General features: G+C 71.1%; 8 protein-coding genes. 4 read left to right on the top strand and 4 right to left on the bottom strand.

The annotated features are described in order from the left end of the window. Nucleotides 1-6 precede the first annotated feature (6 nt). The 4 genes from FF096_RS11140 to FF096_RS11125 all read left to right on the top strand — a co-directional run bounded on the left by FF096_RS11140 (nucleotide 7) and on the right by FF096_RS11125 (nucleotide 4,726). Entirely contained in the window at nucleotides 7-1,569 is a 1,563-nt protein-coding gene (locus tag FF096_RS11140) for an AMP-binding protein (protein ID WP_155217156.1), read from the top strand. A gap of 342 nt (nucleotides 1,570-1,911) precedes the next feature. Next, nucleotides 1,912-3,297: a hypothetical protein gene (locus tag FF096_RS11135; RefSeq protein WP_155217154.1), complete on the top strand. Its 1,386-nt coding sequence runs from the start codon at nucleotides 1,912-1,914 to the stop codon at nucleotides 3,295-3,297. Continuing rightward, the gene (locus FF096_RS11130) at nucleotides 3,294-3,926 is read left to right on the top strand and encodes a hypothetical protein (protein ID WP_155217152.1); all 633 of its coding nucleotides are present in this window, start codon (nucleotides 3,294-3,296) and stop codon (nucleotides 3,924-3,926) included. Before FF096_RS11135 ends, FF096_RS11130 begins: the two co-directional genes overlap by 4 nt. 242 nt (nucleotides 3,927-4,168) lie before the next feature. Continuing rightward, nucleotides 4,169-4,726, top strand: coding sequence for a hypothetical protein (locus FF096_RS11125; RefSeq protein ID WP_155217150.1), 558 nt, complete (start codon nucleotides 4,169-4,171; stop codon nucleotides 4,724-4,726). Nucleotides 4,727-4,755: 29 nt separating this feature from the next. On the opposite strand, the gene FF096_RS11120 is transcribed toward FF096_RS11125, so the two are convergent. The 4 genes from FF096_RS11120 to FF096_RS11105 all read right to left on the bottom strand — a co-directional run bounded on the left by FF096_RS11120 (nucleotide 4,756) and on the right by FF096_RS11105 (nucleotide 14,000). Next, nucleotides 4,756-5,439, bottom strand: coding sequence for a response regulator transcription factor (locus FF096_RS11120; RefSeq protein WP_155217148.1), 684 nt, complete (start codon nucleotides 5,437-5,439; stop codon nucleotides 4,756-4,758). A gap of 4 nt (nucleotides 5,440-5,443) precedes the next feature. Then, nucleotides 5,444-6,781, bottom strand: coding sequence for a sensor histidine kinase (locus tag FF096_RS11115; RefSeq protein WP_155217147.1), 1,338 nt, complete (start codon nucleotides 6,779-6,781; stop codon nucleotides 5,444-5,446). A 126-nt stretch (nucleotides 6,782-6,907) separates the two neighbouring features. Then, nucleotides 6,908-11,986: a DNA repair ATPase gene (locus FF096_RS11110; protein ID WP_309223077.1), complete on the bottom strand. Its 5,079-nt coding sequence runs from the start codon at nucleotides 11,984-11,986 to the stop codon at nucleotides 6,908-6,910. After that, a complete protein-coding gene (locus tag FF096_RS11105; protein WP_155217145.1) occupies nucleotides 11,979-14,000 on the bottom strand; it encodes an SPFH domain-containing protein in 2,022 nt (673 codons plus the stop codon). Before FF096_RS11105 ends, FF096_RS11110 begins: the two co-directional genes overlap by 8 nt. Nucleotides 14,001-14,088 lie beyond the last annotated feature (88 nt).

The raw sequence follows: 14,088 nt of genomic DNA, 5'->3' as shown, positions 1-14,088 counted from the left end.
GCGGGCATGGACCTGCCGTTCATCGTCACCACGCTGACTCGGCGGGGCCTGCTCGCCCCGGGCCGCCCCATCCGCGTCGCCTCCCAGCTCAACGCATTGCGGAAATGGGGCTGGAGCCTCGCCGGTGAGCTGCGCCAGGCGGCGGCCCGGGATCCGGGCCGGGTCGCGGTGATCGACGACCGGGGCAACGAGCTGACGTACGCCGAACTGCTCGACCGGTCCATGCGGCTGGCCCGCGCGCTGCGCGCCGGACTCGGCGTCCAGCCCGGCGACCGGGTCGCCGTGCTCTGCCGCAACCACCCCGGCCTGATCGAGACCGTCGTCGCCGCCACCCTGCTGGGCGCCGACGCCGTGCTGGCCAACACCGGGCTCTCCCCGGCGCAGTTGGAGACCGTGGCGCAGGAACAACGGCTGCGGGTTCTGGTGCACGACGACGAGTTCACCGAACAAACCCTCGGGCTGCCGGCGGAGCTGCACCGTCTCGACGAGCAGGCCCGCGAGGACCTGATCGCCACCGCCCTCCCCGGCGAACTCCACCCGCCCGAGCGGGACGGCAGGATCATCGTGCTCACCTCGGGCACCACCGGTGCGCCGAAGGGTGCCCGACGGCCCACCCCGAACGGCTTCGGCCCGCTGGTGTCCATCATCGACCGCATCCCGCTGCACGTACGGGACCGGGTGCTGATCGCCGCGCCCATCTTCCACACCTGGGGGTACGCCGCCCTCCAGGTCTGCTTCGCCCTGCGGGCCACCATCGTGCTGCACCGTCGCTTCGACCCGGCCGCCACGCTGCGCGACCTGACCCGGCACCGCTGTCAGGCACTGTTCGCGGTGCCGGTGATGCTGCAACGGCTGATGGAGACGCCACCACCGGAACCCCGGCCGCCGCTGAAGGTGGTCGCCGTGAGCGGCTCCGCGCTGCCCGGCGGTCTACCGGCGGCGTTCATGGACACCTACGGTGACGTGCTCTACAACCTGTACGGCTCGACCGAGGCATCCTGGGCCTCCATCGCCACCCCGGCCGACCTGCGCCAGGCGCCCACCACCGCCGGGCGGCCACCACACGGCACCCGACTGGAGATCCGCGACGACGACGGTCGACCGGTCACCGTCGGCCGGGTCGGTCGGATCCTCGTCGGCAACGAGATGCTCTTCGAGGGCTACACCTCCGGAGCCGACCGGGAACGCCACGACGGCCTGCTGGACACCGGCGACCTCGGCCGGATCAACCCCGACGGGCTGCTCTTCGTCGACGGCCGGGCGGACGACATGATCGTCTCCGGCGGCGAGAACGTCTTCCCCGCCGAAGTGGAACAGCTGCTCACCCAGCTCCCCCAGGTACGCGAGGCCGCCGTCATCGGCGTACCGGACGCCGACTACGGCCAACGCCTCGCCGCGTTCGTCGGGCTGTATCCCGGCGAGAGACTCGACGCCGAGGCGATCCGCGAGTACGTCCGGCGTTATCTCGCCCGGTTCTCCGTGCCCCGCGACATCGTCTTCGTCAAGTACCTGCCCCGTAACGCCACCGGCAAGGTGCTCACCCGCGAGCTGCGCCGCTACATCGGCTGAGTACCGCGCTGGTGGTAGGCGGCCGTCGGGACTACCGCGACGGGTTGACCCGAGGATCAAACCCGCACCGGATGATTCGCCGCGCCACCGTCCCTAGCGTGTTGGTCGGTGTCCCGGTACGTCGGCGGTGTCGCGGCGAGGTCCAAGCGGCGATCTGGCAAGACGGAATCGGGCCTGGATACCGGTTCGCCGTCTCCCGGCCCGATCCGCCCGCCGCTGTCGCCGGTGGGCGGCCCGGACGACGTTTCCGGACACCGCATCAGGTGGCACCCTGCCCTGCCCGGTGCTACACGGGGGCACCGGGCAGGGTGCCGCATCCGTCGCATCGAGAAGGGTCTGTGCGTGTCAACGGGGAACTGGCTGGACGCCAGGGCGGGCGGAGCACGGTTGTCGAGGCGGGGCGTACTGGTCGGGGGTGGCCTGCTGGTCGGGGGTGGCCTGCTGCTCGCCGGTTGTGGCGGCCGGGAGCGTCCGTCCATCGAGAGCAGGGACGTCGGCTCCGACAGGGACCGGAACAAGCGCCGGCTACGGGAGATCCTCGACCGGCAGACCGAGGCGGTGAAGAACAAGGACGAGAAGGCGTACCTCGCCGACCTGGACAGCTCCAACAGCGACCTGGTCGAGCACGAGCGGATGGTGTTCGCCAACCTGCGCCAGTTCGAGTTCGCCGAGTTCGGCTACAACACCCGTCGGGTGGCCGCCCACGGCGACTACACCTTCGGGCCGGTGTTCCGGATCACCCAGTTGACCGCAGACGAGAGCCCGGTGGGTGCGGCACCGGCAGAGACCTTCCGGTACCGGCTTGCGCCGAAGGACGGCCGGCTGGTGATCGCCGAGATCACGCCGGCGAGCCCGGGTGACCAGAAGGACGCGCTGCTCAGCGGTCCGCCGGCCGACGAGGCGTGGAACATGACCCCGCTGCGGGTGGTGCAGGCCGCCGACAACGTCTGGTTGGTCGGCGACGACAGCGTGCCGGATCTGGAAAAGTTCGCCGCAGCCGCAGCCGCCGAAGCGGCCATCGTGAGAAGGCTGTGGGAGGGCCGGGCCCGCTTCCCCGGCGACGTGATGTACCTGACCCGGGACGACGACAACTATCGGCGGTGGTTCAGCCTCGGCAAGTCGTCGAACTTCCTGCCGGAGATCAGCGGCTTCCAGACGTCACGGACAGGTGTCCGCCAGAACGGCCAGGTCTACTCGGACCAACGCGCCGGCGCCGCCATCTTGATCAATCTGAAGAACATCAGGGACTACTACTCGGGTGAGGACCCCCGGGTCACCATGCACCACGAACTGGCGCACTCGGTGACCGCTCAGCTGCGGGCCACGCCCTCCATCATCTCGGACCTGGGTTCGCCGACCTGGGCGGTCGAGGGCTTCGCCACCTGGGCGACCGGCGTGCGATGGCCGTCGGAGGCGAGCAGATACCGCAGCCAGCTGAGGAACGGCCTGGGCTCGTTCAAGGGCCTGCCGTCCTCGAAGGACTTCTACGGCGCGAAGCGCAGCTTGAACTACCTGTTGGGCTGGTCGGTCTTCGCCTACATCGCCCAGATCAAGGGGCGGGAGGCGGCCGTCGAGTTCTACGCCCAGGTCATCCCGCTCAATGACACGCTGGAGCCGTTCGTGGAGCTACCGATCTTCGACGGCATCTGCGAACGGACGCTCGGCACCTCGGCGGGCGCCTTCCTGGAGGGTTGGCAGCGTTTCGTGCGCAGGGGGGCAGGGGCATGACCGGTCCCGCCGTCTCGCCACCCGGTGGCACCACACCGTCCGACCCGCCACCCGGTTCGCCGGCTGGCCTCCCCGCGACGACGCGGGTACGGAGCTGGCGCCGGGTGCTCATGGTCGCGGCGATCGTCGGTTTGCTCGGCGCACTGGTCGCCGGGGTCGGTGCCTACCTGCCCACCAACCGGTATCAGGCCACCGCGACCACCGTGCCCTGCCGCCGCGTCGTCTGTATCCCGGTCCTCAAGGCCAGTGCCGTGATCGACGCGCTGAAGGCCAAGGGACACCCCTGTGAGCAGGAGCGGGACCACCACTGGAAATGCGAACTGATGGTCGGCACCCTCACCTTCGAGACCACGATCGAGGAGGTCGAGGGGTTGATCTCCGACGTGAGCGTGCTGGTCGTACGCCCGCCCGACGAGGAGCCGACGGAGGCGGTCATGGACTACCTGCTGTGGCTCGCGGCACTGCCCTACACCGCCGACGAGGCGCTGACCGAGGAGATCAACGACTGGGTGGTCGATCGGATCGAGGCCGACGAGGACGCCGAGGCGGAGATCGGTGGCTACAACTATTACGTCGTCACGAGCAATCCGGGGTCCATCCGCCTCCGGGTCATCGGAGCCCTGCGATGAACCAACGACCACCCGTGCACTACTCACCCGACGGCAGGTACTGGTGGGACGGCATCGCCTGGCGTCCGGTCGCCTCCGGCATTCCGGCTCCGCCTGCGCCACCGGCCGCCGGCCCGGCTGTGTCGCCCGCACCGCTTGTGCCGCCGGTCCCACCTCCCCCGCCGGTCCAGCCCGCGATGTCGGTTCCCGGGCCCCCGATGCCGATTTGGCCTCCGGTCCGGTCCACCGGCCCAGGCAAAGCGGTGACCGTGCTGGTGACCGTCGCCGCGCTGCTGGCCGGCATGCTCGGTGGCGGCGCCGTCGGGGCGCTGGCTGGCACAGTCACCGGCACACCGCCGGGCAGCAGCGAGCCACCGCCGATGCCCGAGAACTTCCCCGAGGGGGACAACCGTTACCTGCCGGGCGTCACCGTCACGCTGATCGCGAAGCAGTGGCTGGAGCGGGCAAACTCGTGGACCTGCGCGGCGGAACCGGACCCCGACCTGGAGCGCGGCAAGTACGAGACCCGGTGCGAGGCACCGGGCGCGGACATCTCTGTTTACGCCGTCATCAATCATGACGACGACGCGAAGGTGACGGGCATCTGGGTCGCCTGCCGCTACCGCACCGGCTCGCGGATGTGCCGCAGCCTCTTCGAGAAGTTCGCCGACGCACTCCTGCAGTCGCAGCGAGAGTTGATCAAGCCGGCCACCGAATGGGCGAAGAAGAACGTCGACCGGGACAGCGCAGCCGTCTTCGGTGGCATCCGGATGGAGATATCCCTGTCGCCGCACGAGATGCAGGCCACCCCGTGGGTGTGAGTGTCCGGTCGATCGGATCGTCCTCGGCATCAGTCCGATCGACGCCCGGGTGTCACCAGACCGGTCTCGTACGCGAGGACGACCGCCTGCGCCCGGCTCGCCAGGTCGAGCTTGCCCATGGTCCGGTTCAGATGGGTCTTCACCGTGGCCTCGGAGATGACGAGATGCTCGGCGATCTCGGTGTTCGACATGCCGCGGCCCACCATCTGGAGCACCTCGCGTTCCCGCGCGGTCAACGCGCGCAGCTCCCGCTTCGGCGCGGGCACCGGGCCGGGCTCGGGCAGCGGCCGGTTCACGTACGTCTCGACCAGCCGCCGCAGGATGCTCGGCGCGAACAGCATCGTTCCGGTCGCCACCGCGTTCACCGCGTCGACCAGCCGCTCCGGTGGCGTGTCCTTCAACAGGAAACCGGACGCCCCGGCGCGCAGCGCCTCGTAGACGTACTCGTCCAAATCGAACGTGGTCAGGATGAGCACCTTCGGAGCCCGATCGGCCGCCGACGTGACGATCCGTTCGGTGGCGGCGATGCCGCCCATCCCCGGCATCCGCACGTCCATCAGGACGACATCTGGTGCGGTGCTCGCGGCCAGCCGGACCGCCTCCTCCCCACTGCCGGCCTCGCCCACCACGGCGATTCCGGGCGTTGCCCGCAACAGTGCGGCGAGCCCGCTGCGGATGAGGACCTGGTCGTCCACCACGAGCACCCGAGTCATCCGCTCATTGTGGACGACGGTGCGAACCGGCATCGTCACCGCCGGTCGGCACCTCGGCGTGGGACTCCGGCGGCGACGGCGTGGGCAGGGTCAGCTGGACGGTGAAGCCGCGCTCGTCCTGCTCGACCCGCACCGTGCCGCCGTACTGCCGGGCGCGCTCGGCCATCCCGAGCAGACCGCGACCCCCGCCGGTCGTCGCCGGGCGCGGCAACCGGCGGGGCCGGTGCCGGGGCCCCTCGTCGGCCACGGTGGCGACGAACCGGTCAGCCTGGTGGTCGAGGGTGACGGTGGTCGCGCCACCCGAGTGGTTCAGGACGTTCGTCAGCGCCTCCTGGAGGAACCGGAACGCGCACAGGTCGGGGCCGGGCGGCAGGGCGCGGGGGATGCCGGTCACCACGGTCCGGACGGGCACCCCGGCAGCCCGGATCCGGGCGATCAGTTCGTCGAGGCGGGCCAGCCCCGGCGCGGGCTGCTCCGGCTCGGGCCGGTCGGTCATCTCGGGCTGCCCCGGACGCAGGACACCCAGCATGCCGCGCATCTCGGTGAGTGCCTCGCCGACGGTGTCCACCACGGTACGCAACGCCGAACGCGCGGTCGGCGGGTCGGAGGTCAGGACGTACCAGGCGAGCCCCGCCTGGACTGACACCACCGACAGGTGATGCGCGACGACGTCGTGCAGGTCCCGGGCGATCCGCAGCCGCTCGTCGCTCACCGCCCGCCGGGCCAGTTCCTGCCGGTCACGGCGCAACTCCTCGGTCAACGCCGCGAGTTGCTGACCACGCTCGTTGAGACGCCGGGCCGCGCTGCCCAGATAGCAGACGACCGCCGGCCACACCAGACTCTGCGTGAGCGCGGCGAGGAGCGAGCCCTGCCGGTCGAGCAGACCGCCGTACATCCAGACCACGGCTGGCGCCGACGCGGCGGCGACGGTCGGGCCGGTCGGCCGGACGGCGGCGACCGTGTAGAGCGCCAGCAGAGCACCGGAGCTGTTCACCACCGGGTGGTAGCCCAGGGTGATGTATCCCGCCCAGACCGTGCAGAACAGCAACAGTACGGTCACCGGCGCCCGGCGGCGACCCACCAGGGTCAGGGTCGCCAGGCAGGTCAGCGTCCACGCCAGGACGTCGAAGTCGCGGTACAGCCCGGTGGAGTCACCGGCTCCGATACCGAGGCTGACCGCGCCGGTGGCCGCCGCGAGCGTGCCGTCGAGCAGCCACGGATGGCGGCCACCGAGCCTCCGCAGGCGCGCGTACGCCGTCGACCACCGCCCCCCGGCCGACGGCGGGTGCGGTGGTCCGCCCTCCACCGGGTCGCCTGGAAACCCCTCGTGGCGCTGCCGCATCCGGGCACGGTAACCGGTTCCGGTCACCTGCTCGCCTACACCGGTCACCCGGCGGGAGGGGGCCGGGTTGCTCGGTACGCCGGGCCACGCGTTTGTTAGGAAGGGCCCCCTGCTCTACCGGAGGCGTTAATAAGGTGCCCTTCCTTTCCCGATGGCGGCGGCTACGCCGCTGACGCGGTCGGCGAGGAGGCCCAGGGCGCCGACGGCCCGGTCGACCGGGTCGTCGCCGGATCCGCCGAGCGCCTTCGAGCGCTGGAAGGCCGCCTTGACCTCGGCCCAGCGGGCGGCCTGCTCCGGGGTCAGCCGGCCGCGCAGCTCGGCGAGCTTGAGCAGGTTCGCCTCCGCGCCCGCTGCCAAGGTCTGCGCCTCACCCAGGTAGTGGTCGTCGATCACCGCCTCCAGTTCCTCGTCGGTGAGCACCGGGACGATTCGCTCGGCGAGCTTGTTCATGTTCCGGTACGACCCCTGGAGCTGGAACGGCGGTTCGGTGCGGGCATCGTCGGACTGCGCCGCCGAGGCGATGTACGCCTGGTTGTTGGCCAGCACCACCTGCTGCACCCGCAGCAGCTTGCGCAGCACCGAGACGACCTGCTCCAGTTCCACCGGCTCGTACGGATGGGACAGCTGGTCGGCGCGGGCCGACTCGTCGCCACGGGCCATCCGCACCAGCAGCTCCAGGTCGGCGCGGTCCCGGCCGGAGAGCGGTGCCAGCAGCGGGTTCGAGGTCAGCGCGTTCTCGATGTAACTGAGCGCGAAGACCTCCTCCCGGCCGGAGAGCACGTCGCCGAGGTTCCACACGTCGGCCCGGTTGGCCAGCATGTCCGGCACCCGGAAACGTCGCCCCGACTCGGTGTAGGGGTTGCCCGCCATGCAGACCGCGAACCGCTTGCCGCGCAGGTCGTACGTGCGGGTACGGCCCTCCCACACCCCCTCCATCCGGCGCTGCCCGTCGCAGAGCGAGATGAACTTCTGCAGCAGCTCCGGGTTGGTGTGCTGGATGTCGTCCAGGTAGAGCAGCACGTTGTTGCCGAGTTCCAGCGCGAAGGAGATCTTCTCGACCTCCTGCCGCGCGGTGGCGTCGGGCGCTTCCGCCGGGTCCAGCGAGGTGACCTTCGAGCCCAGAGCCGGCCCGTTGACCTTGACGAAGACGAGGCCGAGCCGACTGGCCACGTACTCCATCAGGGTGGTCTTGCCGTAGCCGGGCGGTGAGATCAACAGCAGCAGGCCCGACTGGTCGACCCGCTTGCCGTCGCCGGTCGCGCCGAGCTGACGGGCCAGGTTGTCACCGATCAGCGGCAGGTACACCTCGTCGAGCAGCCGGTTGCGGACGAAGGCGTTCATCACCTTCGGCCGGTACTCGTCCAGCCGCAGCCGGTCCCGTTCGACCTCGACCAGCGCGTTGCGTCGCCGCTGGTAGTCCCGGTACGCCGGCACCAGTTCGGTGCGGAACGCCCGGGTCCGGGACAGCGTCTCGTCGAGTCGTACGTCCAGCGTGGAGCCCTCGATGCGCGGGTGGGCGCCGAGCAGGCCGCCGACCGTCTCCGTCATCGTCGCCGCGCTGTCCTCACGGGCCAGGTCGGGGCCGCACAGCTCGACGGCGATCGCCTCCGGCAGGTCGTAACCGGACAGGTCACCCTCGGCGGTGGCCAGGAAGGCGGTCAGCCACGCCTCGATCAGCTGGTACCGACCGGCCAGGTCGTCACCGAGCGCCCGGAGATCCTCGTCGAACTCCCGCGAGGAGCGCGACTGCGGGCCGCCCAGCGCCCGGCGGAACCGGTCCAGCAGCGTACGCGCGCCGCTGCCGGTGACGAACCGTACCGGCGGTGCGGCGAGTTCCTGGAACAGGTACTCACCGGCGAGCGCGGTGCCACCGGACGGCACCGGAATCCCGGCATCGCGCAGGAACACCTCGATCGCCTCGCCCAGCTGGCGGCAGAGCAGGTCGGCGGCGTCCGCGCCGTCCGGGCGACCGAACCGGGCCCGAGCCCGGGCCAGCGAGGCGGCCCGCGCCGTCCACGTCGACCGGGCCTGCTCGTCGGTGGCGTACCGCCAGAAGAGCTGGGCGGCAGCGCGGTCAGCGGGCGGGTAGCGCAGCAGCCCGGCACCGGCGTGCAGGCGAAGCAGCACCCGCAGGATCTCCGCCGCGTCGTGATCGTGCACGCCGCGCTCGTAGCCCTCGTCGTAGCGGGTCTCGGCGATGCCCCGGACCAGGTTCCGCAACCCGTCGCCGTCGACCGCCGCCGCGTGCAGCGTGTCCAGGTCCAGCCCGTCGCGGGCCGCCTCGGCGGCAGCGAGGATCGCAGTGGCCAGGTACTCGGCGCGATACACCTGCGCCGACTCGGAGACCAGCAGCTGGTCCCAGAACCGTCGGGTCTGCTGGAACTCCTCGTCGCGTACCGGGGCGCGGTAGTCGGTGCCGGTCACCGCCACCACCATCCGGCCCTCGGCCGGCACCACCGCCACGTCGATCGGCTGGGTGTTCACCGCGAAGCGGTGCCGACCCAGCCGGATCGTCTCACCGCCGTCGGCGTACAGGTCGAGACGGTCGCGCAGGCCACGCCCGGCCTCCTGGCGGGCCGCCCGCACCCGGCCGTCCAGCTCCTCGGCCCGCACCGTGTCGCCGAGGGTACGCAGCTCCTCGACCACCGCGCGCAGCTTGTCCACCATCGGATCGGCGGCGAAGTAGGTGTTGATCTCGTCGAGCGACCCGAGGGTGCCGGCCCGCCGGTGCACACTGACCAGGATCCGTTCGGCGGAGGTGACGAGCCGGTCGGCGCGGCGGGCCCGCTCGTCCAACAACGCCTGCTTGCGGGAGGAGAACGCCTCGTAGATGTCGGTCCGCCGGGTGGCCAGCTCGGCGAGGAAGTCGTCGAACTCGCCGAACCGGGACTCCAGCTCCTCCACCCGCAGCAGCAACCGGCCCAGTTGCTCGTCGCAGCGCTCGGCGGTGTCCGCAGCGGCCAGCGCACCGGTCACCGCCTGCCCGAGCAGGGCGAACTCGGCGGCGAAACCGGCCCGGCCCTCGGCGGCGGCCAACTCCTGGCGGCGCTTGTCCAGCACGGCGCGAGCCCGGTTGACCGCGCCCAACACCTCACCGACGCGGCCCAGGATGCCGGTCCGGACGGTCGCGTCGGCGATGTCCAACCCGCCGACCACGTCGGTGATGGTCTGCAACCCGTCGGTACGGGCGGCCAGTTCGTCGCGGACGGTGGCCGCCTCGGCGACCGTGCCGATCGTGGCCGCCTTGGTGGAGAGCTGCTCCACCTCCTGCTGGTATCCGCTGAGTGCCTCGTCGCGCCGCAGGAACTCCACCGCCCGGCGGCCGGCCACCGCCAGTTCCTCGTCCAGCCGCTCGGCCAGCTCGTCGATCCGGCCGTGGTCGACGTACCGCAGCTCACGCAGCGTCTCCAGGTGCCCCCGGGCGCGCCGCAGCCCGCCCAGCTGGTTGACCCAGTCGTCGGCGGTCAGCGGTGCCTCACCCCGGGCCCGGCGGGCCAGCGAGGCGATCTGCTCGGCGCTGTCGTCCAGGGCGGCGCGGGCCCGCTCGGTGAGCGTACGAACCTTCTCGTGCTCCTCCAGCACGGCGGCTGCGGTGCGGCGCAGCCCGGTCAGCGGCGTGGCCAGGTCACCGAGTTCGTCCTCGCCGAGCCAGTGGTAGTGGTCGACGATCCGGGCACAGGCGGCGATCAACGCCTCGTAGACCCCGGCGGTGGCGGTGCCGTCGACCATCCGGGCCGCCGACAGGCAGTCCGAGATGCCGCGTACCAGGTCGGCGTTGCCGACTCGCTCCAGCGGCCCGGTGCCGGCCGGCTGCGCCGCCGCGTACGCGTCCGAGACGTACGGCGTCTGCCAGACCTGCATCGGGTGCACCCGGGTCGGTTCCTCGGAGACCGCCCGGAACACCACCAACGTGCCGTCGTCGAACAGCGAGAAGCCGTGGCACGGAATCGGTGCGGCGACCTCCTTGCGGATCGCGTTGTACGGCAGCAGCAGGGTGCGCCCGTCGGCGCGGGCGTGGAAGACGTAGAGCACGTCCTCGCCGTTGGGCGAGCGGACCAGCCGCTCGAACTCCAGGTCCGACACGTCGGTGTCGAAGGTCCTGGTGACGCCGGTCGCCAGGTGGTAGCCGCCCGGGAAGATGATGCCGTGGTCCTCCGGCAACCGCTGGCAGGCGACACCGATGCCGTCGAGCCGGACCACCTCCCGGGTGAGCGTGTTGAACACCAGGTGCCGCCACTGCGTCTCCTTGTACGGCCGCAGCCGCAGCAGGATCAGCGGCCCCACCCGGGCCCAGTGGACGTCGGCGTCGGCGAGGCTCTGCAACGGCTCGTCCACCGGCTCGCTGTAGATGCCCTCGCCGACCTCGGTGTTGTTCTCCACCTTCACGGTCAGCGTGCCGCCGACCGTCTCCACGAAGACCTCGCCGTCGATGGAGATGTGCGGGTGCCGGCCGAGGACGTGGTCCTCGCGGGTCGTCTCGATCCACTCGAAGTCGTGCGACGGCGGAAAGACGTGGTCCCGCTCGCCCCGGCTGTCCAGGTACTCGGGTGTGCCGTCGACGCCGACCCGCCACCGCAGCACCCGGATGTCCTCGGTGCGCGGCCCGGTCTGGAACACCGCCAGCAGCCGCCCGTCGACCCGCCGCAGCTGCAACAGGCGGGCCTGGCGGTAGTAGCGGTACAGCTCACCGAAGTCCCGGACGAACTGCGGGTGGCGGAGCAGCCCGGGCAGCTCGTCGTGGCCCGCCGGGTCGAACCGGAACCCGGCCGTCTGCGTCCCATCCGACTCACCGGACTGGCCCGGCTCCCGGCTGAACCGGTGCAGGGAGAAGACGTCATCGACGGAGGTCTCCGGCTTCAACCCGATGAAGACGTTGTAGCCGAACAGCATCAACCCGCCCACCGAGACGATGTCCCGGGGTACGCAGTTGTGCTCCGTACGGATCCGCTCGGTGCTCAGCAGCCGCAGTTCGGTGCTGCCGAAGACCTCCAGTCGGCGGGCGTTGAGCGCCTCCGCCCGCCGGGCCAGTTCGGCCGCCTGGGTGGCGAGCCGTCGGCGCAGCACCTCATAGCTACCGTCGTCCGGTCCCGGCCGGGTACCGACGTCCGCCGCTCCCGGCCCGGTCGGATCCGGGGCGGCCGGCGCCGGTCCGGCGTCGCCGGGCGTACGCCCGACAGCGGCCGGACCGGCGGTCGGCTCACTCACCGGCGGACTGCCGTGGGCCGGCCAGCGCGGCTACCGGGGTTTCCGCCACCCCGAGGCGCTGCGCCGCCTTCAGCAGTTCCTGGAGCTTGCCCTTGTCCGCGCTACCGGAGCGCATCTGCTGCATCAGGAAGGCCGACAGGGTGAGGTTCTGCAGGCCGGCGGTGTCGATCGAGCCGACCATGCGGGCCAGGTCGTCGGTGAAGCTGGCGCTGCCGTCCAGCCACGGCTGGGCCAGGCTCTTCGCCACGTCCGAGTGGGCCACGAACCCGTCCACGCTCTTGCCGAACGAGATGGAGCTGAGCAGCCTGTCGAAGAAGACGCTGTCCCCGCCGACGATGTCGATGTTCGCCTTCTCCAGGCCGGTGGCGACCAGCTTGGCCTGCGCCTCGGCGACCTGACGCTGGGTGTCCAGCCCGGCCAGCCGGACCTCCTTCTCCAGCTCCAGGCGCAGCCGGTACTCCTCGTGCTCCCGGGTCGCCTCGTCCAGCGCGGCCATCGCGGCGGCCTTCTCGGTGAGACCCTCGGCCTCGCCCTTCAGCTTCTCGCGCACCGCCTCGGCGGCGGCCACGGCCTTCTCCCGCTCGACCGCAGCCTCTGCGCGGCCGACCTTCTCGATCGCCTCGGCGCTGCGCTCCTGGACCTGCACGTCGGCCAGACCGGCCGCTGCCGCCTCGGCCTGGGCGCCCTCGGCCAGCCGGATCTTCGCCCGGGTGTCCAGCTCGGCGGCCTGCTGCCGGGCCTCGGCCAGCACCAGTTCCTCGCGGGCCCGGTGCTTCGCCGCCGCCTCGGCGGCCTCCGCGGCCTTGATGTCCTTGACCAGGTTCTCCTGCGCCTCGGCCTCGGCCTGGATGACCAGCGCCTGGCGGGTCCGCTCGGCCTCCTCGACCACCCGCAGCCGCTTGATGTTCTCCTCCTGCTCGGCCACGGTCTTCTCCACCGCGATCCGCTCCCGGACCACCTCGGCGATGGCCCGCTTCTCGGCCTCGACCTCCTTGTCCTTGGCGATCGTGCTCAGCTCGGTCTCCCGGTCCCGGCTGATGACCTCCAGCAGGCGGTCCTTCTCGATCCGCTCGGTCTCGATGGCGATGACCCGCTCGCGGTTCTTCTCCGCGACCGCGATCTCCCGCGCCCGGTTCTCGTGCTGGATACCGAGCTGCTCGTCGGTACGGATGTTCGCGGTCTCGGCGCGCAGCCGCTCCTCGGCGCGTACCCGGGTGATCTCGGCTTCCTCGCGGGCCCGCACGGTCTCGATCTCGCGCTGCTGCTTGGCCTCGGCGTCCGCCTGCCGCCGCTCAAGCTCCAGGATCGCCTCCCGGGCGTCGACGTTCTGCCGGGTGATCTCCTTCTCCTCGCTGCGGCGGAACTCGTTGGTCCGCACGTGCTCCAGCGCGGTCAGCTCGGTGATCTTCCGGATGCCCTGGGCGTCGAGGATGTTCTTCGGGTCGAGCTGCGACATCGGCGTCTGCTCCAGGAAGTCGATCGCCGCGTCTTCCAGGCTGTAGCCGTTGAGGTCGGTGCCGATCACCCGGATGATCTGGTCCCGGAACTCGTCGCGCTTGGTGTAGAGGTCCACGAAGTCGAGCTGCTTGCCGACCGTCTTGAGCGCCTCGGAGAACTTCGCGTTGAACAGCTCCTGGAGCGTCTCCCGGTCGCTGGCCCGCGCGGTGCCGATCGCCTGCGCCACCTTGATGACGTCCTCGACGGTCTTGTTGACCCGGACGAAGAAGGTGATCCGGATGTCGGCCCGGATGTTGTCGCGGCAGATCAGACCCTCGTTGCCGGTCCGTTCGATGTCGATCGTCTTGACCGAGATGTCCATGATCTCGGCCTTGTGCAGGACCGGCAGCACGACCGCGCCGGTGAAGGTCACGTCTACCCGTCGGACCTTCGAGACGATCAGGGCCTTGCCCTGCTCGACCTTGCGGAACAGCCGACTGATCATGAACACCACGCCGAGCGCGACGAGTAGGACGACGGCGAGGAGTACGCCTATACCGGTGGTGATGACATCCATGGGTTGGGCGCGCGTGCGGTGACGACCGGCCAGCGGGCCGGGCGGGACGCCGCGCATCCTCCTTTCGGGGGGCGGCAAGGGGCGGACC

Source organism: Micromonospora sp. CP22 (genome assembly GCF_009712475.1).
Taxonomy (GTDB): domain Bacteria; phylum Actinomycetota; class Actinomycetes; order Mycobacteriales; family Micromonosporaceae; genus Micromonospora.
Note: the sequence above shows the minus strand (reverse complement) of the source record. Positions and strands in the feature narration are given on the sequence as shown.